This window comes from Paraburkholderia sp. 22099, assembly GCF_052045835.1.
Classification (GTDB): domain Bacteria; phylum Pseudomonadota; class Gammaproteobacteria; order Burkholderiales; family Burkholderiaceae; genus Paraburkholderia; species Paraburkholderia terricola.
Genome location: NZ_JBQEPU010000025.1, coordinates 1 through 26,111, shown reverse-complemented (window position 1 = coordinate 26,111; position 26,111 = coordinate 1). Strand labels below are relative to the sequence as shown.

Genomic DNA, 26,111 nt, shown 5'->3' with positions numbered 1-26,111 from the left:
CCGAATGAGGATCGATCGATGAGCCTGGAACTTTACTATTGGGACGGCCTGCAAGGCCGCGGCGAATTCGTGCGGCTCGCGCTGGAAGAAGCCGGTGCCGACTACGTGGAAGTGGCGCGCGGCGAGCCCGCCGAGGGCCTCGGCACGAGCGCGATGATGGCCGTCATGAAGAGCAGGGACGAACCGTATCCGCCCTTCGCGCCGCCGTTCCTGAAGGACGGCGATCTGGTGATTTCGCAGACCGCCAATATCCTGTTCTACCTGGGCCCGCGGCTCAACCTCGCGCCTTCGGTAGAGAGCCTGCGCTACGTCGCCAACGGCCTGCAACTGACGATCGCCGACGTGGTTACCGAGGCGCACGACACGCATCACCCGCTCGCCAGCGCGCTCTATTACGAGGATCAGAAAGACGCGGCCAAGGCGCGCGCGCGCGACTTCATCGACAACCGCATTCCGAAGTTCATGAATTATTTCGAGCGCGTGCTGAAGCAGAATCCGGCCGGCGACACCTTCATGGTGGGCGATGCGCTCACCTACGTCGACCTGTCGATGTTCCAGTTGATCGACGGTCTGCTATACGCGTTTCCGCGCGCGCTCAAGCGTTTCGGCGAACACTATCCGCGGCTCGCCGCGCTGCACGACGCCGTGATCGAGCGGCCGAACATCGCCGCGTATCTGCAGTCGGAACGGCGCATCGAGCATAACGAGGCGTGCATCTTCCGGCACTATCCCGAACTCGACAAGGCGGCGGCTTGACCCGCGCCGCTCTTCCCCGCTCACCCGCCGCCGCGCGCCCGCTTTCGAGAGCGGGCGCGCTGCTGTTGCCGTGCGCGTTTTTCCACTCCCTCTCACGCCCAGTCCCGCCGACGTGCTTTCGTTCCTGCTGAAGCTGCGCACCCGCGCCCAAAATCTCTTCCGTCTCTCGGAAGCCCATACGATGCTGGTCTGGTCGGTGGTGGTCGGCGTCGCCGGCGCCTTCGCGACGATCGCTTTTCGCGAGGGCATCGCGCTGCTGCAATTCGCGGTGGCCGGCAAGTCCGGCAGTTTCGTCGAAATGGCGCGCAGCCTGCCGTGGACGGTGCGGATCTGGCTGCCCGCCGCGGGCGGTCTGATCGCCGGTTTCTTTCTGCTGATCGCGCAGCGTCACGCCGACAAATGCAATCACATCGACTACATGGAAGCGGTCGCGATCGGCGACGGCGTGGTGCCGGTGAAGCTGAGCCTGTGGCGCAGCGTGTCGTCGCTGTTCACGATTTCGAGCGGCGGCTCGATCGGCCGCGAAGGACCGATGGTGCAACTGGCGGCGCTCGCCGCATCGCTGATCGGACGCTGGGTGCATTTCGATCCGGCGCGGCTGCGTCTGCTGGTGGCCTGCGGCGCGGCGGCGGGGATCACGTCCGCGTATAACGCGCCGATCGCCGGCGCGTTTTTCGTCACCGAGATCGTGCTCGGCTCGATCGCGATGGAAAGCTTCGGGCCCGTGGTGGTCGCCGCCGTGGTCGCCAACATCACGATGCGCGAATTCGCCGGCTACAAGCCGCCTTACGAGATGCCGGTGTTTCCGCCGGTGACGGGCGTCGAGGTAATGCTGTTCGTCGCGCTCGGCGTGCTGTGCGGCGCGGCCGCGCCGCAGTTTCTGCGGCTGCTCGACGCGTCGAAGGCGGGCTTTCGCAAGCTGCCCTTGCCGCTGCCCGCGCGGCTCGCGCTCGGCGGCCTGGTGGTCGGCATTCTGTCGGTGTGGACGCCCGAGGTCTGGGGCAACGGCTACAGCGTGGTCAACTCGATCCTGCATTCGTCGTGGACGTGGGGCGCGCTCGTCGTCGTGCTGCTGTTCAAGCTGATCGCGACGGCGGCCACCGCCGGCTCGGGCGCGATCGGCGGGGTCTTCACGCCGACGCTTTTCGTCGGCGCGGTGGTCGGCTCGCTGTTCGGCCAGGGCATGCATACGCTGTGGCCGCACGGCACGTCGGCGCCGTTCGCCTACGCGATGGTCGGCATGGGCGCGTTTCTGGCGGGCGCGACCCAGGCGCCGCTGATGGCGATCCTGATGATCTTCGAGATGACGCTCAGCTATCAGGTGGTGTTGCCGCTGATGCTGTCATGCGTGGTCGCGTATTTCGTGTCGCGCGCGATCGGCAAGACCTCGATGTACGAAATCACGCTGCGCCGCAATCAGCAGGAACAGGAACGCATCCGCCTGCGCGCCACGCAGATGCGCGAACTGATCCGCCCGGCCGAAACCGTCGTGCCGCCGAACGCGACCGTGCACGACATGACGCGCGTGTTCCTCGAATATCCGGTGAAGTATCTGTACGTCGCCAATGAGTCGGGGGCGTTTCTCGGCGTGGTCGCGTTGAAGGACATCACCTCGGATCTGCTCGACAAGCGCGATACCTCCACCAAGACCGCCGCGGATTATCTGCAACCGCATTTCGACGTGCTCACGCCCGACATGCCGCTCGGCGTCGCGTTGCAGCACTTCCTCGCGTTCCAGGGCGAACGGCTGCCGGTGATCGAAAGCGCCGCGCATCCGACGCTCGCGGGCGTGGTCTACAAGACTTCGCTGCTCGACGCTTATTTCCGCATGAATCCGGCTCGCTAGGCAGGCGCCCGCCGTGCAAAGCCTCGCGGATTCCCTACAATAAGAAAGACGCCGCGCCGAAATGCGAGCCGCGCGCGTGACGCCACGACGGGCGTATCGAGACGCCCGACCTTCGACCGGAGCGAAGATGAGCGAACCGTCCCTCGATGCCGTGCGCCGCGACCAGGCGGGCTGGATTTTCCTGCATATCGAAGGCGAGCCCTACGACCGCGGCGAGCAGCACGGCCAGTTGCTCGCCGCCGAAATCCGCAACGCGATCCACACCGCCCGCTATCTCGCGAAGTGGGACACCGGCGAAGACTTCGACACCTTCGTCGACGCGGCGACCTCGCAGTTCGCCAACCAGCTCGACACCGAATTCAGCGACGAAATCCAGGGCATCGCCGACGGCGCGCAGTTGCCGTTCGCCGAAGTGCTGGCGTGGAACGGCTACATGGATCTGCTGCAAAGCTGGTGGCCGACGCACGCGGCGCAGCGGGAGCCGCGCCTTGGCCTCAAGCCGTGGCGCGGACGGCGCGGCCACCACTGCAGCGCGTTCATCGCGACCGGCAAGGCCACCCGCGACGGCCGCATCGTGATGGCGCACAACTCATGGGACCGCTATGCCGCGGGCGACGCGTTCAATGTGGTGTTCGACATCGTGCCGGATCGAGGCAACCGCATTCTGATGCAGGGCTTGCCCGGCTGCATCTCCAGCCTCACCGATTTCTGGATCACCGCCGCCGGGCTGATGGTGACCGAAACCACCATCTCCAACTTCGTCGGCTACAACGCGGCGGGCGCGCCGGAGTTCTATCGCTCGCGGCGCGCATCGCAGTACGCGAACAGCATCGGCGAATGGTGCGAGATGTTCGCGGTCGCCAACAACGGCGGCTACGCGAATAGCTGGTTGCTCGGCGACGTCAAGACCGGCGAGATCGCGCGTTACGAACTCGGGCTGCACTATTCCGGTTTCGAGAGCACGAAGGACGGCTTCTACAGCGGCTATAACACCGCCACCGATCTGAAGATCCGCAATCAGGAATGTCTCGGCGAAGGCGAGGACTATACCGACGTGCGCAAGAACGGCGCGCGGCGGCTGCGCTTCATGCAACTCGAGGACATGCATCGCGGCAAGATCGACGTCGAGCTCGCCAAGCAAATGATCGCCGACCATCACGACGTCTATCTCGACCGCAACGACAACCCCTGCTCGCGCACTATCTGCGGGCATCTGGAACTGGACGACGCGCGCTTCGGCGGCAGCGATCACGGGCCGTTCAATCCGTGGGGCGCCAACGACGGCAAAGTCGCCGACAGCGAAATGGCGCGCGAGATGGCCTTCAGCGCGCGCTGGGGCCATCCCTGCGGGCGGCCGTTCGACGCCCAGGCGTTCATGAAACGGCATCCGCAATGGAACTGGCTGAACGGCTATATGCGCGACCGGCCGTCGTGGCCGTGGACGCGATTCGAGGTATTGCGTGAGGGAAACTGAACGCGGAACGACCGTCCGCGACAGCCCGGTCCCTTCCTGCCATCATCCGCGCTACGCGACGGCGTTTTTCTTGGCGTTCGGGGCGCGTTGCGGAATTTGACCAACTAAGATGGTAAGTGCGCGTGGCCGCGAATCGCGGCGTCGCGTGCGGCTGGCGCCCTCCTTTCGACGCGGGGACGGCACAGCGCTTGCTGACTCGTTAGCGCCGCATGAGCTTAGGAGGTCGGGTGATGAAAACCTCGACGCTGTTGATCATGGTGACGCTGTCAGCCTCGTGTTTCGCCGCGCCAGTGCATACCGCGACGGACACCAGCAACGCCGGCATCCTTGCCGAACGCGCCAATGCGGCACCTGTCGCGCCGCCGGCGCCGGATGTCGCCGCCACGGACGACAATCGTCCGGACCGATGGAAACACATCGCCTTGCCCAGGTCACGGCACCTCGGGCGCGGCTTCATCGGACGAAACGAGCGTTTGCAGACTTGATAGGGCTGGTTTGGTTGGCCGAGTTCGGTTTGCGCGTTCAGTCGGCGCTTTCGTTCGGCGTTTTCGTTCGGCCCTGAACCGGTGCGCGCCGACGAGCGCCGGTTCGCGCGACAATGGAGTCCGATGGCGTGATCAAGATGGCTCGGCGAATCGCGGTGACGTCTGAAGAAGCGGCGGCCGGACTTGTTCATTGCTTAACGGCGCCATCATCCCGTCCAGCAGCACGGCAACAACAACCAGGAGCGCTTGCATGACCGCATCGGCTATTCCCGGCGAATCAATCGATCTTCAGATCGCCGATCTTTTGAGCGAAGTCCAGTTTCCGACCAATAAGGACGCGCTGGTCGACGCCGCGCGCGAAGCCGGCGCGAGCAACGAGGTGCTGTCGATGCTCGACGGCATGCCGGAACAGGATTACGCCGACATTGCGTCGGTCACGCGGCTCCTCGGCAGCAACTACGGACCAGGGCTCGCCGGATAAGCGACGTTCGGCGGGAGCGGCTGCGGGCGCTGATGGCACGGCGCTTGGAGGGGCTTGTATGGCCGCAAGCGCGGTGACTAGCAGCACCGGACTGACCGGCACGGCTAAACGCGCACTGACGAACGACGCCCGGCGGACCGGCACGGCCGTAAGCGCGCCGACGAGCGGCTACCGGACTGACCGGCACAGCTAAACGCGCACTGACGAACGACGCCCGGCTGCAAACGCGCCCATGAGCGGCTACCAGACAGACTGACCGGCACGGCTAAACGCGCACTGGCGAACGACGCCCGGCGGACCGACACGGCTGCAAACGCGCCGACGAGCGGCTACCAGACAGACTGACCGGCACGGCTAAACGCGCGTTGGCGCACGGCGCCCGGCGGACTGGCACGGCCGTAAGCGCTCTGACGAGCGGCTACCCGACTGACTGGCACGGCTAAACGCGCACTGGCGCCCGGCGGACCAGCGCGGCTAACGCACCCACGAGCCCCGCCGACTCACACCAACGCCCCGCCATCCCCCGCCCCCATCAAACCGTCGACGGCGCCGCCACGCCTCGCGCGCGCAAAGCCTTGAGCAACGGCCGCGGCCGCGCCTCTTCTCCCCGCAACGCAGACGCCGGCAGGCCGTCGGCATAATCCGGCGAACCCGCAACCGCACGCCGCGGCGCCAGCATCCGCGGACCGCGCGGGTGCTGCCCGTCCTGCTGGAAATGCTCGACGAGATGATCGATGAAGGTCCGCACCTTCGCCGGCAAGTGAAAGCGGCTCGGATACGCAATCGCGATTTCGACCGGCGGCAGACGATACGCGTCCAGCAGCGGCACGAGCCGCCCGGACGCCAGATCCCGGCCGATCAGATAGCTCGGCAGAATCGCCACGCCCATGCCCAGCAGCGCGAACTGCCGCAGCATCTCCGTATTGTTCGCGGCGATCGCGTTGGTGGGCCGCACGCGGATTTCGCCGTCCGGCCCGCTGAACACGCGCTCGTCGCCGCCCTGCTCCTGCGGCCGGCTCAAACAGGGATGTTCCAGCAGATGCTCCGGGCGCGTGGGCGTGCCGTGCCGCGCCAGATAGGCGGGCGTCGCGCAGACCGTCATGTGGCCCGTGGTCAGCCGCCGCGTGACGATGCTCGCGCTGCGCATGGGCCGCGCGACCAGAATGCCGACGTCGAAACCCTCTTCGACCAGATCGACATGACGATCCGCGAGCGTGACGTCCGGCACCACGTCGGGATAGCGCGCCGCATAGGACTGCACCACCGGCGCGAGACTATGCAGCCCGAACACCACCGGCGCGACGATGCGCAAGGTGCCGACCGGTTCGTGATTGCGCGCCACCACCATCTGCTCGACGCCGTCGAGGTCGTCGAGAATGGAACGCACGCGCTCCAGATAAGCCGCGCCGGACTCGGTCAGCGCGAGCCGCCGCGTGGTGCGATTGATCAGGCGCGTGGCGAGACGCGCTTCCAGGTCGGCGACATGACGGGTGACGACGGCGGTGGAAAGCTCCAGCGCGCCGGCCGCGCGGACGAAACTGCCCAGGTCGGCGACCTTGACGAACACGCGCATCGATTGCAGTTGATTCATGGGACGACTCCTGCCTCGGTAACGCCGGGCCGGCGCGACGCTGCCGCCTCTATCGACCCGTGCGGCAAGGCGCGCGCGGGTTTGCCCAACGAATCGATTGTATCGATCGAGCCTGTCCCAACCCTGACCCGTACATGACAATCCGGTCAGATTTCCGACGCGCTTGCAGCGGTGCTGCGAGACTCGTCGCGAACTTTGAACTAGGTATAAACCCTTAGATGCTGGTAACATAGCGCCCGAAAGGAAACTAACCGCTATGCCACATCGTTTTCAGCTTTTCGAAAAAATCGCGTTTTCGCTGGTCTGCTGGTCCGCCGCGGCCTGTTCGGCCTTCATCGCCTATGAGCGCTGCCCGGACATCCGGGTCGTACTGCACGCGAGTAAGGAAGTGCTGCGCTACAGCGGTGAGTATTCGTTCATTTGCGCCACGCCGGTCGCGGACGCTTGCGCGCAATTGCCGACCAACTGATCCGCCTGATCCGCCCGGATTCGTCGCTCATCCCACCACGCGGGCCGCGCGGATCACGCGTCGCGCCCGAACACCACGCGCGCGAAAAATTGCGCCAGCACCGTCTCGGCCATCTCCGCCGACACGTTTTGCGGATCGACCGTGTAGAAGAACTGCACGCCGTCGCATAAGCCCATCAAGCCCACCGCCAACCCCTCCGCGGGCAGCAGGAGCGGCGTGCCCACGCGTGCCGAAAACTCGCGGATGTACGCGCCCAGTTGTTCGAGCTTCTCGTGCATGAACGCGTTGAAGCGCAGCCGGAAGCGGCCGTCGCGCACGGCCAGCAGCTTGGCCTCCACCCACAGCAGGAAGCACTTGTTCTCGCGATGCAGATTGCTGTAGTAGCGCAGCACGCGCGCTTCCATTTCCTCGCGCGAGGCCGAGTTTTCGAAGATCGCCTGCAAGCCGGCCTGCATCGTCTCGTGATCGCGCCGCAGTAGTTCGAGAAACAATTCGCTCTTGCTGCGGAAGTTCGAATAGAACGCACCGCGCGTATAGCCCGCTGCCGCCGCAATATCCTCGACGCTTGCCGCGACGAAGCCTTTCTTCATGAAAATCGCCTGCGCAGCGTCGAGCAGACGCTGACGCGTCTGGTCCTTGCTCTGTTCCCGTGTGAGTCGTTGCCGTTTCATGAGCGCAAGTCTAGCACCGAAAAGAATTTAAATTCATCCTCGCATTCAAATACAGGTGTGTATTAGAATGCGATTCACCATTCGAAGTCCGATGCGCATGCTGTCTGCATAAAACGACCTGCGCGTCCCCGCTGGCGGGCCCCCTGCGGCTTGCCGTGTTCGTTCGCCGTCTCCAGTTGGGGTAATTGTGAAGCGTCCCGGTCCTCCCGCATCGTCAGCGATGCGCCAGCAGTCACAGCGGCTTGCCCGTTCCGCGCGTTTGCGCCGCGCAACCTTCGCGCTTGCGCTCGCCGGCCTGGTCACGCTGGCCGCGTGCTCGAAAAAAGAAGCGGCCGCGCCCGCGCCGCGCCCAGTGGTCGCCGTGGCCGTGCATGCCGACGGCAAGGCCGCGCCGGTGGCGTCGTTGCCCGGCGAAGTGCAGGCGCGCTATTCGACGCCGCTGTCGTTTCGCGTCGGCGGGAAGATCATCGAGCGGCGCGTGCGCCTCGGCGACGTGGTCAAGACCGGCCAGATCGTCGCCCGGCTCGATCCGGCGGACGCGCAAAAGAGCGCGGCCAGCGCACAGGCGCAGCTCACCGCCGCGCAGCACGCTTTCACGTACGCGAAGCAGCAGCTCGAGCGCGACCAGGCGCAGGCAAAAGAAAACCTGATCGCGCCCGCGCAGCTCGAACAAACCACCAATGCCTACGCGTCCGCCGCCGCGCAGCGCGACCAGGCGGCGCAGCAGGCGGCGTTGTCGAAAGACCAGCTGCAGTACACCACGCTCGTCGCCGATCACGCCGGCGTCATCACCGCCGAACAGGCCGACACCGGCCAGAACGTGTCCGCGGGCCAGGCCGTCTACAACCTCGCGTGGAGCGGCGACGTCGACGTGGTGTGCGACGTGCCGGAAAGCGCGCTGGCCGCGCTGGCGGTCGGGCAAACCGCCAGGGTCACGCTGGCCGCGCTGCCGGGGCGCAGCTTCACCGCGCGGGTGCGCGAACTGTCGCCCGCCGCCGATCCGCAAAGCCGCACTTATCGCGCGAGGCTCACGCTCGAGAACCCCGGCGCCGACGTGCGCCTCGGCATGACCGCCGATATCGCGATCTCCACCTCGCCGGCGAACAGCGCGGCGAATCAAGGCAGTTCCTTCGTCGTGCCGGCTACCGCGCTGTTCCACGACGGCGCCGAACCCGCGGTATGGGTCGTGCGAGCCGCGGACAACGCATTGGAACTGCGCCGCGTCACCGTCACGCGCTACAACGAGCGCACCATCGTGATCGGCGGCGGGCTCAAGGAAGGCGAACGCGTCGTGCTGCAAGGCGTGCATACGGTGAGCGCCGGCGAGAAAGTCCGGCCGATCGCGCCGCTGCATCCCGAGGACTTCGCTTCATGAGCACCACGCAAGAAGAAGGACGCTTCAATCTGTCCGCATGGGCGCTGCGCCACCAGGCGCTGGTGGTCTTCCTGATCGCGCTCTCCACCGCGTTCGGCATCCTCGCCTACACCCGGCTCGCGCAATCCGAAGACCCGCCCTTCACGTTCCGCGTGATGGTGATCCGCACCTTCTGGCCGGGCGCCACCGCGCGCCAGGTGCAGGAGCAGGTGACCGACCGCATCGGCCGCAAATTGCAGGAAACGCCCGCGATCGATTTCGTGCGCAGCTACTCGCGCCCCGGCGAATCGCTGATGTTCTTTTCGATGAAAGACTCGGCGCCGGTCAAGGACGTGCCCGAAACCTGGTATCAGGTGCGCAAGAAGGTGGGCGATATCGCGGCGACCTTGCCGCAAGGCATTCAAGGGCCGTTTTTCAACGACGAATTCGGCGACGTCTACACCAACATCTACACGCTCGAGGGCGACGGTTTTTCCGCCGCGCAACTGCACGATTACGCGGACCAGTTGCGCACCGTGCTGCTGCGCGTGCCGGGTGTCGCCAAGGTCGATTACTTCGGCGACCCGGATCAGCACATCTACATCGAAATCGCCAACACGCAACTCACGCGTCTCGGCATTTCGCCGCAGCAGCTAGGCCAGGCGATCAACGCGCAGAACAGCGTCTCGCAAGCCGGCACGCTGACCACCGCCGACGACCGCGTGTTCGTGCGCCCCACCGGCCAGTTCAAGGACGTCGCCGCGCTCGCCGACACGCTGATCCGCATCAACAACCGCTCGTTCCGTCTCGGCGACATCGCCACGATCAAGCGCGGCTACGACGATCCCGTCGCCACGCAAATGCGTTCCGGCGGCAAGGCCGTGCTCGGCATCGGCGTGACGATGCAGCCGGGCGGCGACGTGATTCGCCTCGGCAAGGCGCTCGACCAGGAAACGGTCCGGCTGCGCCAGCACCTGCCTGCCGGCATGCAACTGGCCGAAGTGTCGAGCATGCCGGAGGCGGTCGCGCGCTCCGTCGACGACTTTCTCGAAGCGGTGGCCGAGGCGATCGCGATCGTGCTGGTGGTAAGCCTCATTTCATTGGGCGTGCGCACCGGCATGGTGGTCGTGATCTCGATACCGGTGGTGCTCGCCGTCACCGCGCTGTGCATGTACCTGTTCGACATCGGCCTGCACAAGGTCTCGCTCGGCACGCTGGTGCTGGCGCTGGGCCTGCTCGTCGACGACGCGATCATCGCGGTCGAAATGATGGCGGTGAAGCTCGAACAAGGCTGGAACCGCACGCGCGCGGCGGCTTACGCGTACACCAGCACCGCGTTTCCGATGCTCACCGGCACGCTTGTCACGGTGGCCGGCTTTCTGCCGATCGCATTGGCCAAGTCGAGCACCGGCGAATATACGCGCTCGATTTTCGAGGTGTCGGCGATCGCGCTGATCGCATCGTGGCTCGCGGCGGTCGTGCTGATTCCGCTGCTCGGCTATCACCTGCTGCCCGAGCGCAAGCGCCACGAACACGAAGCGGACGATCACGAGCACGACATCTACGACACGCGCTTCTATACGCGGCTGCGCGGCTGGGTCGGCTGGTGCATCGAGCGGCGCTTCATCGTGCTGACGATCACGGTCGTGCTGTTCATCGTCGCGATGGCGGGCTTCACGCTCGTGCCGCAGCAGTTCTTCCCGAGTTCGGACCGTTCCGAGTTGCTGGTGGACGTGCGCTTGCCCGAGGGCGCGTCGTTCGATGCAACGCTGCGCCAGGCCGAGCGGCTCGAAAAAACGCTCGCGGGCCGGCCGGAAATCGACCATACGGTGAACTTCGTCGGCAGCGGCGCGCCGCGTTTCTATCTGCCGCTCGATCAGCAATTGCAGCAGCCGAACTTCGCGCAGTTCGTGATCACCGCGAAATCGGTGAAGGATCGCGAGAAGCTCGCGCAGTGGCTCGAACCCGAATTGCGCGACAAATTCCCCGCGATCCGCACGCGCCTGTCGCGGCTCGAGAACGGGCCGCCGGTCGGCTATCCGGTGCAGTTCCGCGTGAGCGGCGACGACATCGCCACGGTGCGCTCGATCGCCGAGCGCGTCGCCGCGACGCTGCGCGCCAATCCCGGCACGCGCGGCGTGCAGTTCGACTGGGACGAACCCGCCGAGCGCTCGGTGCGCTTCGAGGTCGATCAGAAGAAAGCGCGCGAACTCGGCGTGAGCTCGGAGGACATCTCCAGCTTCCTCGCGATGACGCTCTCCGGCTACACGGTCACGCAGTACCGTGAACGCGACAAGCTGATCAGCGTCGATCTGCGCGCACCGAAAGCCGAACGCGTCGACCCCGCGCAACTCGTCACGCTGGCGATGCCGACGCCGAACGGCCCCGTGCCGCTCGGCACGCTCGGCCATCTGCGCAACGATCTCGAATACGGCGTGATCTGGGAGCGCGACCGTCAACCGACGATCACCGTGCAGTCCGACGTCGGACCTGGCGCGCAAGGCATCGACGTCACGAACGCCGTCAACAAGGCGCTCGGCCCGATTCGCGCGACGCTGCCGGTCGGCTACCGGATCGAGGTGGGCGGCTCGGTGGAGGAAAGCGCCAAGGGCCAGACGTCGATCAACGCGCAGATGCCGATCATGATCATCGCCGTGCTCACGTTGCTGATGATCCAGTTGCAGAGTTTCTCGCGCGTGCTGATGGTGGTGCTGACCGCGCCGCTCGGTCTGATCGGCGTCGTGTTGACGCTGCTGCTGTTCGGCCAGCCGTTCGGTTTCGTCGCGACGCTCGGCGTGATCGCCATGTTCGGCATCATCATGCGCAACTCGGTGATCCTAGTCGATCAGATCGAGCAGGACATCGCCGCGGGGCACAAGCGCTTCGATGCGATCGTCGGGGCGACGGTACGGCGTTTCCGGCCGATCACGCTGACCGCGGCCGCCGCCGTGCTCGCGCTGATTCCGCTGTTGCGCTCGAACTTCTTCGGTCCGATGGCCACCGCGCTGATGGGCGGCATCACCAGCGCGACCGTCCTTACGCTGTTCTATCTGCCCGCGCTGTACGCCGCCTGGTTCCGAGTGCGCGGCGACGAACGCGAGCCGCGGGCGCCGTCCGCGTCCGGTTCGGCGCATACGGGGAATTGATCATGGCTACTTTCGCAATCTCCCGATACCCGCGCATCGCCGCGCTCGCGGGCGCCGCATGCGCGCTCGCCGCCTGCTCGTTCGGACCGAGCGGCGAGCCGCCCGCGATGCCGCAACCGGCGCATTACGGCGCGCAGGCGCAGCCGACGCAAACGGCGTCCGCGCAAGGCGTCACGCAACAGTTCGTGGTCGGCGCGAAGCCGGTGCCCGAATGGTGGAAGCTGTATCGCTCGGATGCGCTGAACGCGCTGGTCGACGAAGGCTTGCGCAACAGCCCCACGCTCGCCGCCACCGACAAGAGCCTCGCCGCGGCGCGCGAGCAACTGCGCGCGCAGATCGGCAGTTCGATGCTGCCGACCATCGACGCGGGCGGCCAGGTGACCCGCAATCGCGCGCTGGCGATCCCCGAGATCGGCTCGAACACGTTTCTGTACAACATCTTCGTCGGGCAATTGCAGGCGCACTACACGCTCGATCTGTTCGGCGCGGCGCGTCTCGCCGACACCGCGCTCGCCGCTCGCGTGAACGTGCAGGCGTACCAGTTCGATGCGGCGCGCCGGGCGCTCGCCGCCAACATCGTCAGCGCCGCGATCACCAGCGCCGCGCTGCGCGCGCAGATCGACACGACCGAACGGCTCGTCACGCTCGCCAACGATCAGGCACGCGATACGCAGCGCCGCTACGTGCTGGGTGCCGTATCCCACGCGGACCAGTTGAGTGCGCAACAGAGCGCGGCGAGTTTGTCCGCGAGCTTGCCGGGTCTGAAGCAGCAATGGCTGACCACGCGCCATGCGTTGGCGGTGCTGCTCGGCCGCACGCCGGATGCCGCGCCGGACGATCTCGATCTCGCGCAACTGAGCGTGCCCGAACAGGTGCCGGTGGTGGTGCCGTCCGAGTTGTTGCGCACGCGGCCCGACATCCAGGCCGCCGACGCCGCCTTGAAGGCCGCGGCTGCCGAGGTCGGCGTGGCGACGGCGCAGATGTTCCCGAGCATTTCGCTGAGCGCGTCGATGGGACAAGGCGGGTTTAGCTGGCCGGTGGCGCTGTCCGGCGCGGGAGCGATATGGAGCATCGGCGCATCGCTGTCGCAGCCGCTGTTCCACGGCGGCGCATTGTTCGCGCAGCGCCGCGCCGCGATGGATACCTATGACGCGACGGTCTCGCAATACAAGCAGACCGTGCTGGCCGCGTTCCAGAACGTCGCCGATACGCTCGCCGCGCTCGAGCACGACGCGCAGGCGCTGGAGGCGGCCAATAGCGCCGCGCATTCGGCCCAGGGCGTGTTCGAGGAGACGTCGGGGCGCTATCGGCTGGGCGCGGTGCCGGTCGCGTCGACACGTTCGAGCGAGCAGCAGTTTCGTAACGCGCAACTCGATGAGATCCGCTATACGAGCGCGCGTTTGACGGATACGGCGGCGTTGTTTCAGGCGATGGGAAATCCGCCGGTCGAGGGCGGAACGGGGACTGCCGCGGCGGCATCGAATGCCGGCACAGCCACCCGTAACGCTCAGTAAACGCCCGCCTCCCCCGCCGGCCGATTCTTGAATCGCTTATGCACCCAATAATATTGGGCAGGAATCCGCCGGACCTGCGTCTCGAGAAATTCGGTGATCCGCCGTGCGTCGAGTGCGACGTCGTCCGACGGAAAATCGCTTAGCGCGTCGAAGATCGTCAGCTTGTAGCCGCGATAGTCCGGCAACACCTCCGTCACGAACGGCACCACGCGCGCATTGCTCGCACGCGCCATCCGCGAGACGGACGTCAGCGTGCAAGCCGGCACGCCGAAAAACGGCACGAACACGGAGTCGCGCAAACCGAAATCCATGTCGGCCGCCAGCATCACCGGCTTGCCCTCGCGCAACACGCGCAACGCCCGCCGCACGCTATCGCTGCGCGGAATCATCTCCGTGCCGAAGCGGGCGCGCTGGCGCTTCGCCATGGCGTCAAGCAGCAGGTTCGACATCGGCGTGTACAGCGACGCAACCGGATGCCGCGTCGAATACATCATGCAACCCGCTTCGATGCCGACGAAATGGAAACCGACGAAGATCGTCGGGTGCGCCTGCATATCGGAGAGATCGATCGCGCTTTCCACTTCGACAAGACGCGCGAGCGCGCGCGCATTGCCGAACCATTGCGGCCCGCGCTCGACATAGCTGCGGATCACATGGCAAAAGTGCGCGCGCGCAAGACGTTCGCGCGCCTCGTCGCTCATGTCGGGAAAACATAATTTCAGATTGGTATGCACGACGCGCCGGCGTGTGCTCGGAATCCGGTACAGCAACGCGCCGATACCGGTGCCGATCCGCGCGACGACGCCGTAGGGCAGAAAGGCAAAGGCGCGCAGCAGACCTGTCATCAGACCGATGAGGATTCGACTTTTCACTAGGCGGAGACCCGGTGGATGCTGGATGGCAAACAAGCCGGCCGCAGCAACCTGCTTGTGCTAACGGACGGAGCGGCATGCGCCGCGCGTCAAAACCGGGTCTCGCGCGGCGCGTTCTGAAGATGGACGTCTCGTTCGCGGCGAGACGCAGCGGTGTTGGCGGCCGAAACCGGGCAGGAATCGGCCCAGGAATCGGGCCAGGAATCGGGCGTCCCGATGGGACCCAATGGAAGCACCGCAGGCGTGATTAAAACACACCGCGCAGTGCGGGGACAAAAGCCGCTCGCCGCGCCATCATCGAGGCGCGGGAAAAGCGTTGGCGAAGGGCGGCGTTTTCGCAAACGCCCACCCGTTTTCCGACCAGCCCACACGCGGGACCGTGCGGGACCGTGCGGCCCGCGCACGCCCGCCACGACCTCAAGGTTTGTTCGTCTCGAACAGATCCATGATCTGCTTCTTCTCGTTCGACGAGACGCTCGGCGGCGGCACCGCCGGCGGCGTCATGCCGGCCGGTCCCACGCCGCCCAGCGCATCGCTCACGCCGGCGGTCGGATTCGCCGAATCGAGGCCGATGCTGGCGACGAAGCCGTTGCCCGGCGTCATATCCGCATAGAACAGTTCACCGTCGACGGTGGTCACGCCCGGCGGCTGCGGCGGCTCGGCTTGCGGCACGCCGCGCAGCGCGCGCTGCATGTACTCGACCCAGATCGGCAACGCGAGTTGCGCGCCGAATTCGCGGCTGCCGAGCGTCTTCGGCTGGTCGTAACCCATCCACGCCACCGCCACCAGCGATTGCTGATACCCGGCGAACCAGCCGTCCTTCGCGTCGTTGGTCGTGCCCGTCTTGCCCTGCAAGTCCGAACGATGCAGCGCGTTGGTGCCCGCGCCGGTGCCGGCGGTGGCCACCGAATGCAGCAGGCTGTTCATGATGTACGCGTTGCGCGGTTCGAGCGTGCGCGGCGCGTCGCGGCCGGCGGTCAGCGGCTGCGCTTTCGAAAGCGGCTCGCCGCGCGCATCGGTCACCTCGTTGATCAGATACGGATTGATCCGGTAGCCGCCGTTCGCGAACACCGAGTACGCGCCCGCCGACTGCAACGGCGTGACGAGGCCCGCGCCGAGCGCCATCGGCAAATACGGCGGCGTCTTGTCGGCATCGAAACCGAAACGCTGCGTGACGAAGTCTTGCGCGTACTTGGTGCCGATGAACGACAGGATGCGGATCGACACCAGGTTCTTCGACTTCTGCAACGCGAGGCGCAAGGGCATCGGGCCGTCCGGCTGATCGTCGTCCTTCGGCTCCCACGCGTCGCCGCCCGGCGTGCTCGACGGGAAGTACAACGGCGCGTCGTTGATGATCGTGGCCGGTCCCAGCCCCTTGTCGAGCGCCGCCGAATAGATGAACGGCTTGAAGCTCGAACCCGGCTGACGCCACGCCTGCGTGACGTGATTGAACTTGTTCTTGTTGAAGTCGAAGCCGCCCACCAGCGCGCGAATCGCGCCGTCCTGCGGCGTGAGCGAGACCAGCGCGCCTTCCACTTGCGGAAGCTGCGTGATCTGCCAGTTGCCTTTGTCGTCGGCAAGCACGCGCACGATCGAGCCCGGCTTGATCTTCGTGGCCGCCGCCGCGCGCGCGCTCAGCGCGCCGGCTGCGAAGCGCAGGCCGTCGCCGCTGATCGTCACCTGAGTGCCGTCCACCAGTTGCGCCTTCACCTGCTTCGGACCCGCGTCCGTCACCACAGCGGCGATGAGCTCGCCGTTGTCGGGGTGATCGGTGAGCGCGTCGTCGATCGTCTGGTCGCGGTCGTCGCCGGGCGCGGGCAGTTGCACGAAGCCTTCGGGTCCGCGATAGCCGTGGCGCCGCTCGTAATCCATCACGCCCTTGCGCACCGCGCGGTAAGCGGCGTCCTGATCGGCGGAATCGATCGTGGTGGTGACGTTCAGGCCGCGCGTGTAGGTCTCGTCCTTGTACTGCGCGTACATCATCTGCCGGACCATTTCGGCGATGTACTCGGCGTGCACGCTGTATTCGTTGCCGGGGTTGCGGGTGCGAAGCTCTTCCTTCACGGCCTGGTCGTACTGCTCCCGGCTGATGTACCGCAGTTCGAGCATGCGCCGCAGAATGTATTCCTGACGGATCTTCGCGCGCTTAGGATTGACCACCGGGTTGTACGCGGACGGCGCCTTCGGCAAGCCGGCCAGCATCGCGGCCTCGGCGAGCGTGATGTCTTTCAGATCCTTGCCGAAGTACACGCGCGCGGCCGCCGCGAAACCATAGGCGCGCTCGCCCAGATAAATCTGGTTCATGTACAGCTCGAGAATCTGATCCTTCGTGAGCGCTCGCTCGATCTTGTAGGCGAGCAGCATTTCGTAGATCTTGCGCGTGTAGGTCTTCTCGCTCGACAGGAAGAAGTTGCGCGCCACCTGCATCGTGATCGTGCTCGCGCCTTGCGAGGCGCCGCCATGCGCGAGGTCGGCGAAACCGGCGCGCAGAATGCCGAGGAAGTCGACGCCGCCGTGCTCGTAGAAGCGATAGTCCTCGATCGCGAGCACCGCCTTCTTCATCTGGTCGGGAATGTCCTGGAAGCGCACGAGGCTGCGCCGTTCCTCGCCGAATTCGCCGATCAGCACGTGGTCCGCGGTGTAGACGCGCAGCGGCACTTTCGGACGATAGTCGGTCAACACGTCGAGCGACGGCAGTTGCGGGCCCATCACCACCAGCGCATAGCCGACGATCAACGCGCCCACCACGGCGACGGTCGCGATCAGACTCGCGAACCAGATCGCGATCGTCGCGCCGACGGAACGGCGGCCCGCCTCGGCGTCGCGCGAGGCGGCGTTGCGTCCTGGAGTGCGGTGGTAGGAATCCCGGTCTTCACCAGCCGGAGAGTGGGAGGAATGCGGTCGTTTGATGATTGGCATGACTGGAATAGTGGACGCATGACTGCGCGCCTGACTGCACGCGCTCCTGGCGCATGCATGGATCGTGATCGAGCGACGTGGCTAAAGGCGCATCAATGAGCACAGAGGCGCATCGAGGCCCGAACCCGGCGCGAACCGCCGCGCGGCCTGATACCCCCGGTCGGCCACACGGCGCGCCTGGGACAGTGTCCGGCGCAACGTAACAGCGCATTTTAAAGAAAGCAAGCGGAGTCGAAGCCAGTTTTTTTGTAAGAATTCCCGTCGCGTGACGAGGCGTCTGTAGATTACGGCATTCATACAAATGCCTTGCGTGCCGTGTCGAAGTTATCAACAGAAAATGTTGAAAGGCCTGTGGACAAGCCCGCCCGAAACGCTACAAGCCGTTGATGTCATGGGATTTTCATGTCGCGCCCGTTACGCGTCGGTGCAACTCGTCATATGATGGACCCGGCGCATGCGAACGGCTTATGCCGAATGCACGTCTGTGCCGACCATGCCAACAAGTATGCGAGCCGACCATGAACAAGCCCAGCGAACGCATCGTCGTATTCGTCACTACCGCACAGAAACGCGCGATCAGCGCCACCGCCGCCGAACTCGGCATCAGCGTGAGCGAACTGATGCGGCGCGCGGTACTGAGCTTCGGCGCGACCAGCGAACAGGTGAAAGCGGCCAGCATCGTCGACCGGCTCAATGCGCCACGCGCGCCGGACGCGCTCGACGCCGCGTTGCAGCGCGTCGCGCACGGCACGCGGCAAGCGCGCGCGGCGCTGCCGGCGGCCTTGCAAACGCATGGCGACAGCGAAGCGGGCGCCTCGGCGGAAAACACGGCGGCAAAGCAAACAGGTGCCGCGTCGACTCGCGATCCGTTGGCGGACAGCCCGTCGGCGGCGGAGCCCACACCGTTGCTGCCGGCGGACGTGTCCGCCGCGCTCGCCGCCGGCGTCGACGAGGAAGCCGCGGCAACCGCCGAAGCGGTGGCGCGTGTCGCCGCGGCAAAAGCGGCGTCCGCGAAACGCTCCGCAACACCGCAAGCGCCGCAGACCGACCCGCAAGCGCAGGCCCGCAGCGTGCTCAAGCGTCCACGCATCGACGGCGCTCAGAACGAGGACGATCCACTGAGCGACCCGAGTACGGAAGGTGGACGCTTCGCGTGACGCATAGGCGCGATGCAATCGGCAACGCCTGTTGCGCGAACATCCCGCCCCACGCATGAGGACTCGCTATGGATGCCTTGACGCCACACGTGATGCCCAGGCGAAACCTTCGCGACACCTCGACGACACGTTACCGACACACTTCGCGCGCAAGGTTTGCGCGCCCTCTCTCATCGCACCCTTTAAGTCCGTTTTAAGAGACCCCGTGGTGTAATATCCGCGAGCGGCTGGATGACCGGCCGCGCGTTTTAGCGCTGCCCCGGTTCACACGTTCGATCGCTCGATCGAACAATTTACGGCGTCGCTATTGCAATCGGCAAGCGCGCCCCGACCTCCGGTCGGAACGCTGCGCAGCTTCACGCGCGGCGGCGTAAAGTAGCAGAGGCAAGCCGTTGAGCGCGCGGAATTATTCGGCGCTGACATCATTCTTTGGAGGTTTTCATGTCGCTTTTTGACAGCATTTCGCGCACGCTCAAAGGTCTTCTGAACGACGCGGCCGATTCCGTGCAAGACCCGTCGCGCGACTCGCGCCAGATCGTGCGCGAGCTCGACGAGAGCATCGCCAAAGCCGAGAACTCGTTGATCGAGATTCAGGCGCAAGTGGCCACGCAGCAAAGCAAGCGCGACGTTGCCGGCGACAAGGCGAAGAAGTACGAAGACGGCGCGAAGCGCGCGCTGCAATCCGGCGACGAAGCGCTCGCTCGCGAAGCGCTCGGCGCGCAAGCCACGGCCGAAGCCGAACGCGATGCGCTGGCGAAGGAACTGGCCACGCTGGAGCCGTCGGTCGAGCAGTTGAAGAGCCAGATCGACGACATGCGCACCCGCCGTAACGATCTGAACGCGCGCTCGAACATTCTCCAGGCCAAGCAGCAGATCGCTCAGGCCAAGGACGTGGCGGCTACCGCGCTGGGCGGCATCGGCGGCAAGAATCTTTCCGAGGATTTTCAGAAGCTGGAAGACAAGGTCGCGTTGTCGAACGCGCGTTCCGACGCTCGCCTGAATTCGGCCGACGTGAAAAGCGGCAAGGCGCTCGACGACAAGCTCGCCGATCTGAACCGCGGTCCGTCCGTCGAGGACCGCCTCGAAGCGTTGAAGAAGCAGTTGAACACGCCGGCCCAGTAATTGCGTCGGCACTACCGTGTCGAGGTAGTCGTCAAGGAGACGGGCGCATCGCGCCCGGTCCGTCAATGAAAAAATTTCTCGCAACCGCGTTCGCCTCATTGCTGTTCGTGTCGGCCGCGGCGTTTGCCGTGCCGACGGTTCAGCAGATCGAATCCGCCATGGCGCAAGGCAACTGGCAGCAAGCCGATGCCGGCTTGAGCGAAGTGCTGCAGGCGCATCCGAACAATGCCCGCGCGCATTATCTCTACAGCCAGGTGCTCGATCGCGAAGGCCGTCATGCCGACGCGCTCGCGCAGGTTCAGCAGGCAAAAACGCTCGATCCGCAAATCCGCTTTACCGACCCGAGCCGTTTCGCGCAAACCGAAGCGCGCATTCGCAAGAATGCCGAGCGTGCCGGCGGCAACACCACCAGCCGCGCGGCGAACCCGTTCGTGCAGCAGAATGCGCCGGCCGTGCAGCAGCAGCCGGCGATGATCCCGCAAGCGCCGCAACAGCATGGTCCGGGCATCGGCATGTGGATCGGCATCGCCCTGCTGATCGGCGCAATCGCGCTGGTGCTGCGCTGGACGCTGCGGCGCGCCCGCAAACAGGACGACACGCGCGCCGACGACGATCGTCGCGTGCAACTCAAGCGCGCCACGGAAATGCTCAACACCGTGCGCTCGCTCAAGCTCGACGTGAAGCTTTCCACGGTGCAAGGTCACGAGGCGCTCGAGAAGGAAGTCGAAGCGACCGAGGATCAACTGCGCGGCCTGGTCGAAACGCTGTCGAACAGCAAGAATCCGGTGCCGCCGTATCAGCTCGACGAACTCGAGCAGCGCATCGGCAGCATGCGCGCGCGTGCCGACGGCCGGCCCGATCCGTATGCCGCATCGGCATCGGCCCCGGCCGCGCAGCAGTCGCCGTATGCGCAGGAAGCCGAACGCTTCGGCAATCCCCCGCAAGCGCCTTATCCGCAGCAAGGACCGTATCAGCAACAGCCGCCGGTCGTCGTGCAGCAAGGCGGCGGCGGTTTCGGCGGCGGCATGGGCGGTCTGCTGACCGGCGTGCTGCTTGGCGAAGCGCTGAACTCCGGACGTGAGCGCGTGGTGGAACGCGAGGTGGTCGTCGACGACGAAGCGCGCCGGCGCGGCAACGACGGCGGCAATGGCGGCAATGGCGGCGGCCTCGATTTCGGCCAGGGGTCGAACGACTGGAACGATAACAGCGGCGGCGGCGTCGATCTGGGCAGCAACGACGATTCCGGCGGGTGGAACGACAACAACACCTGAGCATCGGCCATGCGGCCGTCGCGCCGACGAGGCGTTCATGAAAAACAGGCTCCTTCGCGGAGCCTGTTTTTTTGCGTGAGGTTTTTATCCGCGCATCGGCGCCGCCGCCCTGCCCGGCTCCTGCTGCGCGAGCAGCACCGAGCCCGCGAACAGCCTGACAATGAAACGCTCCGCATACGCGATCAGCGCTTGCTGGCGCGCCGCATTCGCGTCGAGGTATTCCGCCGACAGGTGAAACAGTTGCAGCACGATCTGCGTGCAGACTTCGTCGACAGTCTCGCGCGCGAGCGTCGGCATCCATTCCAGTTGCACGACGTCGTCCGCCATTTCCGCCGACACGTCGTGAAGGTTCGCGCGCACCGCTTCGCGTAATACCGGCGACGTGCCGTGGTACTCCGCCAGCGCGCTCACGAAGGCCTCGCGGTTTTCCAGCGCGAACGCAAAGAACGCCGCGCATGCGCGGCGCGGCACGCTATGAGCGTCGTCGTGCGCGGCGAGCCAGCGTTCGCGCCGCAGCATGGGCCGCAAGCGGCGACTCACGGATTCGACCGCCTCGCGCGCCAGCTCGTCGAGCGTGTCGAAATGGCGATAGAACGTGTTGGGATTGAGCCCGGCCTCACGCGCCAGTTCGCGCAAGCCCAGACTCGCGAAGCTGCGGCCGCCGGCGGTCAGACGCAAGGCCGCGTCGATCAGCTTGCGCTTGCCAGCAGGCAGTTCATGGTTCTCGGACATCGCTTCAGGCGCGGATTTCATGAGCGTTCAATCAAAGGGCACGGCGCGCGTTAATACGCCGTACTCTAAACGATCTTGACGCGAAGTGTACAGTTGTCTACCCTGCGCCGTATGTTGAAGTAGACAGACGTAGACGCCTGAATTTCGCCTCGCCGGAGACCCGCCTTGACACCTGTTTCATCCGCCTCGCCGGCTTCGCCGCGCATTGCCATTGTCGGAAGCGGCTTTGCGGGCATCGGCATGGCGATCCGTTTGCTGAAGATGGGCATCACGTCGTTCACGATCTACGAGGCCGCGAGCGACATCGGCGGCACCTGGCGCGACAACACCTATCCCGGCGCGGCCTGCGATGTGCCGTCGCATCTGTATTCGTTTTCGTTCGAGCCGAATCCGGCGTGGTCGCATGCGTTCGGCGACCAGGCGGAAATTCTCGCGTACCTGAAGCACTGCGTGCGCAAGTACGGCGTCGCGCATTACGTGCGCTGCAATGCGCGGGTTGCCGCGGCGCGCTTCGATGAAGTGCGTCGGACCTGGCAAGTCGAGATCGACGCGAACGGCGCGCTCGAAAGCATCGAGGCCGATGTGGTGATCGCCGCGAGCGGCCCGCTGTCGCGCCCCGCCCTGCCGCACATCGCCGGACTCGAACGCTTCGAAGGCAAGCTGTTTCATTCGGCGCGCTGGGACCACGCGTATCCGCTCGAAGGCAAACGCGTCGCGGTGATCGGCACCGGCGCGAGCGCGATTCAGTTCGTGCCGCAAATTCAACCGCGCGTCGCACGGCTCGAATTGTTCCAACGCACCGCGCCGTGGGTCATGCCGAAGCCCAACAAGCCGATCGGTCCGCTCGCGCAGTGGCTGTTCCGGCATCTGCCGTTCACGCAGCGCTTCGTGCGCGGCGCGATCTACTGGCAACTCGAATCGCGCGCGGTCGCCTTCGTGGTCAATCCAAAGCTGATGAAGCTGCCGATGAAATTCGGCCTGAGCTATCTGGAACGACGCGTGAAGGACCCGGCGTTGCGCGCCAGGCTGACGCCGAACTACCGGCTCGGCTGCAAGCGCGTGCTGCTGTCGAGCGATTACTATCGCGCCGTTATTCAGCCGAATGTCGATGTGGTGACGACCGGCATCCGCGAAATTGTCGCGGACGGCATCGTCACGCATGACGACACGCATCATCGCGCCGATGCGATCATTTGCGGCACCGGCTTTCAGGTCAACGATGTGGGCGCGCCGTTCGACGTCATCGGCATCGAGGGCGCCGACCTCGGCGCGATGTGGCTGCGCGACGGTCCCGAGGCTTACCTCGGCACCAGCATCGCGAACTTCCCGAACTTCTTCATGATCGTCGGCCCGAATACGGGGCTCGGCCATAACTCGATGATCTACATGATCGAGTCGCAAGTGCAATACATCGCCGATTGCCTGCGCGTGCTGCGCCGGCGCAAAGCCCGCACGATGAATTTGCGCCCTGACGTGCAGCGCGATTTCAATGCGCGCCTGCAACGGGAGATGCAGCACTCCGTGTGGACCAGCGGCTGCCATAGCTGGTATCAGACGAAAACCGGCAAGGTCACCGTGGTGTGGCCGGGGTTCACGTTCAGCTTCCGCAAGCGCACGCGGCGTGTGCGGCCGCGCGATTATCGTTTTGCGCCTTGAATGTTGCGCCGGCTAGTTGCTAGTTGCGATGCTGTCGGCCGCTGATAGCTGATCGGCCGCGCACGTCCGCCTGATCCCACTCTTTGTTGCCGAGTCCGCTTAAATCGTTTGTTCGCGCGCATGACCGCGCGAGATCTCGCCCGTCCCTCGCCTGCGTTAGCCGGCCCGCTCAACCGCCCCCGAGCAGGCGCAGCAGCGCCCAGAGAAACTGGCAGAGCATCACGATCAACTGCCAGAGATGATAGAGCTGTTGCCAGCCCGACACGCGCGCGAAGGACTCGATCATGCTCGCCTGCGAAGAAAGGAAGGGAAAGAATGCGTTGCGGGTGGTTCCGCTCGACCCGCACATGATAGCGACTGCGGGATAGCCCGTATCAAGTCTTCCGAAAGCGGGCCGTAAACGCACTGAGAAGGCGCTGCATCCGCGCTGGGTGCGCACGCCAATCGACTGCGCCAACCGCGCCATCAAGGAGACGTACATGACGCGCTTCAGCTTTCGCCGGGCCGCCCGTTCGCAATCGGTCGTCGGCGATATTGCCGCGCAAGCCGGCAAACTGGGCATTGAAATCTGCGACGTATCGGGGCACGTCGAGGAAGTGGCCGCGCGCGTGCAGCACCAGGCGCAGGTGTGCCGCGCGCTGCGCGAGTCCGCTGCGCAGACGCTCGCGGGCAACCATCGCATCGCCGCGGCCGCGCGCGAAATGCGCAACGTATCCACCGAAGCCGCCACCGGCGTGCAGGAGTCGCAGCAGACGCTGGAGGCGTCGCTGGCCGACATCCACGGGCTGGTTGAAGGCGTGACGGTGATCGAAAGCCAGATCGGCGCGCTGCGCAGCGCGCTCGCGCATGTGAGCCGCGTCTCCGAGGAGATTTCGCTGATCGCGCGCCAAACTCATCTGCTGGCGCTGAACGCCGCGATCGAAGCCGCGCGCGCGGGCGAGTCCGGCAAGAGTTTCGCGGTGGTGGCCGCCGAGGTGAAGAACCTGTCGGCGAAAACCGCGCAGGCAACCGGTCAGATCGAGACGACGCTGGCGCAACTCACGCAGCAGACCGAGCAGTTGATCAGCGAAGGTTCGGTGAACACCGCGCGGGCGCACCGGGTGCGCGAAGGCACGCGCAAGATCGGCGAGGTCGTGCACGCGACGGGCGACGCCATCGCGCATCTCAACAACGAAGCCGGACAGATTGCCGCGTTGACCGGCGAGATCGAAACGCAATGCGACGGACTCGAGGCGCAGGTGCTCGAAATGGCGAGCGGCGTCGAGGATTCGAGCGAGAACTTCGTGCAGGCGAAGGACCGGCTGGGCAACCTGCTCGGCGTGTCGGAGACGTTGATCGAACTGACCGCCGCAACGGGCGTCGAGACCGCGGATACGCGTTTCATCGAAGCGGTGCAGCAGGCGGCGGCGAAGGTGAGCAAGGTGTTCGAAGCGGCTGTCGCGCGCGGCGAGATATCGATCGAGGATCTGTTCGATCAGCATTACGTGCCCATTGCGGGAAGTAATCCGGCTCAGTTCATGACGCGGTTTACCGCGTTTACCGACCGGGTTTTGCCGGCCATTCAGGAGCCCTTGCTCGAACTGGACCCACGCGTGGCGTTTTGTGCCGCTATCGACGTGCGCGGTTATCTGCCGACTCACAACCTGAAATTTTCACAGCCACAGCGCGACGATGTGGTCTGGAATATGGCGAACTGCCGGAACCGGCGCATGTTCAATGACCGCACTGGTCTTGCTGCTGGGTCGCATACCAAGAAGTTTCTGTTGCAGACTTATCGGCGCGATATGGGGGGCGGGGAGTTTGTTTTGATGAAGGATGCTTCCGCGCCGGTTTTTGTGGGTGGGCGGCATTGGGGTGGGGTTCGGGTTGGGTATCGGGTTTGAGGTTTTTTTTTGCCTTTTCGGCGGTTGGTTGGGTTGCTTGTGGTGGTGGCTTTTCCTTGTGATCTTAGTGGTCTATTGGCGTTGCCCCTGTGCGGGGCGGCACTGTAGTGGTCAAGCAAACCTGGACACCCCAAAGGCGAATTTTTAAAAAAGTGAAGCTTCGCACCGTGCCGGTGGCAGACCGCCTGCCGCCGAATGGATGCGCCTGTAGTTATAAAAGTTGTCGATGTAGGCCCCGATGTCGCGCTCGGCCTGCGCGTGATCCGGGTACCCTTTCTCGTCGATCCACTCGTTCTTCAGGCTTCTGAAGAACCGTTCAACCGGCGCGTTATCCCAGCAGTTTCCCTTTCTGCTCATACTCTGAATGATGCCGTTTGCCTTCAGTTCGTTCACGAAATGTGCGCTGGTGTACTGGCATCCCTGATCGGAGTGGAACATCAGGCCGGGCGGCGGGCGTCGATGCTCGCGCGCCTTTTGCAAGGCCCGGATAACCAGAACCGTATCCGGCAACAGCGCGAACGCCCAGCCGACGATACGGCGCGAATACAGGTCCATCACGATCGCCAGATAGGACCAGCCCTGAAGCGTTCTCAGTGGAGTAAGAGACCGGACGTAGTCGAGCTATTTCCCGGCCTCTCCTCCCCGAACCGGACTTGCACCTCTCAGCGCATCCGGCTCTCCATTCAAGCGTTGCTCATAGCAAAGGCGACAT

General features: G+C 65.2%; 20 protein-coding genes and 1 pseudogene. 14 read left to right on the top strand and 7 right to left on the bottom strand.

Going from position 1 to position 26,111, the window contains the following annotated elements; translation table 11 throughout:
• The first annotated feature begins 18 nt into the window (after positions 1–18).
• From ACTJLC_RS22475 to ACTJLC_RS22455, 5 genes are all read left to right on the top strand, one after another.
• Positions 19–756, top strand: a complete 738-nt coding sequence (locus tag ACTJLC_RS22475; RefSeq protein WP_073431047.1) for a glutathione S-transferase — start codon at positions 19–21, stop codon at positions 754–756.
• A gap of 112 nt (positions 757–868) precedes the next feature.
• Positions 869–2,602: a ClcB-like voltage-gated chloride channel protein gene (locus ACTJLC_RS22470; RefSeq protein ID WP_154874043.1), complete on the top strand. Its 1,734-nt coding sequence runs from the start codon at positions 869–871 to the stop codon at positions 2,600–2,602.
• A 127-nt stretch (positions 2,603–2,729) separates the two neighbouring features.
• Positions 2,730–4,076, top strand: a complete 1,347-nt coding sequence (locus tag ACTJLC_RS22465; RefSeq protein ID WP_073431046.1) for a C45 family autoproteolytic acyltransferase/hydolase — start codon at positions 2,730–2,732, stop codon at positions 4,074–4,076.
• A gap of 230 nt (positions 4,077–4,306) precedes the next feature.
• Positions 4,307–4,561, top strand: coding sequence for a hypothetical protein (locus ACTJLC_RS22460; RefSeq protein WP_073431045.1), 255 nt, complete (start codon positions 4,307–4,309; stop codon positions 4,559–4,561).
• A 250-nt stretch (positions 4,562–4,811) separates the two neighbouring features.
• Positions 4,812–5,042 carry a DUF2795 domain-containing protein gene (locus ACTJLC_RS22455; protein WP_310132390.1) on the top strand — a complete coding sequence of 77 codons (231 nt, stop codon included), beginning with the start codon at positions 4,812–4,814 and terminating at the stop codon, positions 5,040–5,042.
• Positions 5,043–5,574: 532 nt separating this feature from the next.
• On the opposite strand, the gene ACTJLC_RS22450 is transcribed toward ACTJLC_RS22455, so the two are convergent.
• Positions 5,575–6,633, bottom strand: coding sequence for a LysR family transcriptional regulator (locus ACTJLC_RS22450; RefSeq protein WP_310132387.1), 1,059 nt, complete (start codon positions 6,631–6,633; stop codon positions 5,575–5,577).
• Positions 6,634–6,889: 256 nt separating this feature from the next.
• Between ACTJLC_RS22450 and ACTJLC_RS22445 the strand changes: the two genes are divergently transcribed.
• Positions 6,890–7,102 (top strand): hypothetical protein, encoded by a 213-nt coding sequence (locus ACTJLC_RS22445; protein WP_073431042.1) that lies wholly within the window; start codon positions 6,890–6,892, stop codon positions 7,100–7,102.
• Between the two features lie 53 nt (positions 7,103–7,155).
• On the opposite strand, the gene ACTJLC_RS22440 is transcribed toward ACTJLC_RS22445, so the two are convergent.
• Positions 7,156–7,773 (bottom strand): TetR/AcrR family transcriptional regulator, encoded by a 618-nt coding sequence (locus ACTJLC_RS22440; protein ID WP_073431041.1) that lies wholly within the window; start codon positions 7,771–7,773, stop codon positions 7,156–7,158.
• A 220-nt stretch (positions 7,774–7,993) separates the two neighbouring features.
• On the opposite strand from ACTJLC_RS22440, the gene ACTJLC_RS22435 reads away from it, so the two are divergent.
• Genes ACTJLC_RS22435 through ACTJLC_RS22425 form a run of 3 tightly spaced genes read left to right on the top strand, consistent with a single transcriptional unit; the run spans position 7,994 to position 13,787 of the window.
• Positions 7,994–9,148 carry an efflux RND transporter periplasmic adaptor subunit gene (locus ACTJLC_RS22435; protein WP_310132384.1) on the top strand — a complete coding sequence of 385 codons (1,155 nt, stop codon included), beginning with the start codon at positions 7,994–7,996 and terminating at the stop codon, positions 9,146–9,148.
• Positions 9,145–12,273, top strand: a complete 3,129-nt coding sequence (locus ACTJLC_RS22430) for an efflux RND transporter permease subunit (protein ID WP_440845156.1) — start codon at positions 9,145–9,147, stop codon at positions 12,271–12,273. The genes ACTJLC_RS22435 and ACTJLC_RS22430 overlap by 4 nt, the downstream gene beginning before the upstream one ends.
• A 2-nt stretch (positions 12,274–12,275) precedes the next feature.
• Positions 12,276–13,787, top strand: a complete 1,512-nt coding sequence (locus ACTJLC_RS22425) for an efflux transporter outer membrane subunit (RefSeq protein WP_310132379.1) — start codon at positions 12,276–12,278, stop codon at positions 13,785–13,787.
• Here ACTJLC_RS22425 and ACTJLC_RS22420 read toward each other — a convergent pair.
• A complete protein-coding gene (locus ACTJLC_RS22420; protein WP_114162558.1) occupies positions 13,781–14,659 on the bottom strand; it encodes a lipid A biosynthesis lauroyl acyltransferase in 879 nt (292 codons plus the stop codon). The genes ACTJLC_RS22425 and ACTJLC_RS22420 overlap by 7 nt on opposite strands.
• Before the next feature lie 417 nt (positions 14,660–15,076).
• Complete coding sequence (locus ACTJLC_RS22415) at positions 15,077–17,578, bottom strand: penicillin-binding protein 1A (RefSeq protein WP_154873995.1); 2,502 nt, start codon at positions 17,576–17,578, stop codon at positions 15,077–15,079.
• A 518-nt stretch (positions 17,579–18,096) separates the two neighbouring features.
• Between ACTJLC_RS22415 and ACTJLC_RS22410 the strand changes: the two genes are divergently transcribed.
• The 3 genes from ACTJLC_RS22410 to ACTJLC_RS22400 all read left to right on the top strand — a co-directional run bounded on the left by ACTJLC_RS22410 (position 18,097) and on the right by ACTJLC_RS22400 (position 21,128).
• Positions 18,097–18,735 carry a hypothetical protein gene (locus tag ACTJLC_RS22410; RefSeq protein ID WP_073431035.1) on the top strand — a complete coding sequence of 213 codons (639 nt, stop codon included), beginning with the start codon at positions 18,097–18,099 and terminating at the stop codon, positions 18,733–18,735.
• Between the two features lie 441 nt (positions 18,736–19,176).
• The gene (locus tag ACTJLC_RS22405; protein ID WP_073431034.1) at positions 19,177–19,857 is read left to right on the top strand and encodes a PspA/IM30 family protein; all 681 of its coding nucleotides are present in this window, start codon (positions 19,177–19,179) and stop codon (positions 19,855–19,857) included.
• Between the two features lie 65 nt (positions 19,858–19,922).
• The gene (locus ACTJLC_RS22400; protein ID WP_310132374.1) at positions 19,923–21,128 is read left to right on the top strand and encodes a tetratricopeptide repeat protein; all 1,206 of its coding nucleotides are present in this window, start codon (positions 19,923–19,925) and stop codon (positions 21,126–21,128) included.
• Between the two features lie 84 nt (positions 21,129–21,212).
• Here ACTJLC_RS22400 and ACTJLC_RS22395 read toward each other — a convergent pair whose 3' ends face one another.
• A complete protein-coding gene (locus ACTJLC_RS22395) occupies positions 21,213–21,881 on the bottom strand; it encodes a TetR family transcriptional regulator (protein WP_073431032.1) in 669 nt (222 codons plus the stop codon).
• 144 nt (positions 21,882–22,025) lie between these two features.
• Here ACTJLC_RS22395 and ACTJLC_RS22390 point away from each other — a divergent pair, with 144 nt between their 5' ends.
• Positions 22,026–23,516: a flavin-containing monooxygenase gene (locus tag ACTJLC_RS22390; RefSeq protein ID WP_440845152.1), complete on the top strand. Its 1,491-nt coding sequence runs from the start codon at positions 22,026–22,028 to the stop codon at positions 23,514–23,516.
• 169 nt (positions 23,517–23,685) lie between these two features.
• Here ACTJLC_RS22390 and ACTJLC_RS22385 read toward each other — a convergent pair whose 3' ends face one another.
• Positions 23,686–23,997, bottom strand: a complete 312-nt coding sequence (locus tag ACTJLC_RS22385) for a hypothetical protein (RefSeq protein WP_154874005.1) — start codon at positions 23,995–23,997, stop codon at positions 23,686–23,688.
• Here ACTJLC_RS22385 and ACTJLC_RS22380 point away from each other — a divergent pair.
• Complete coding sequence (locus tag ACTJLC_RS22380; RefSeq protein ID WP_244744017.1) at positions 23,996–25,399, top strand: methyl-accepting chemotaxis protein; 1,404 nt, start codon at positions 23,996–23,998, stop codon at positions 25,397–25,399. The two genes, ACTJLC_RS22385 and ACTJLC_RS22380, sit on opposite strands and share 2 nt — an antisense overlap.
• 144 nt (positions 25,400–25,543) lie before the next feature.
• On the opposite strand, the pseudogene ACTJLC_RS22375 reads toward ACTJLC_RS22380, so the two are convergent.
• Positions 25,544–25,990: pseudogene (locus tag ACTJLC_RS22375) on the bottom strand (IS3 family transposase); the annotation flags it as partial.
• Positions 25,991–26,111 lie beyond the last annotated feature (121 nt).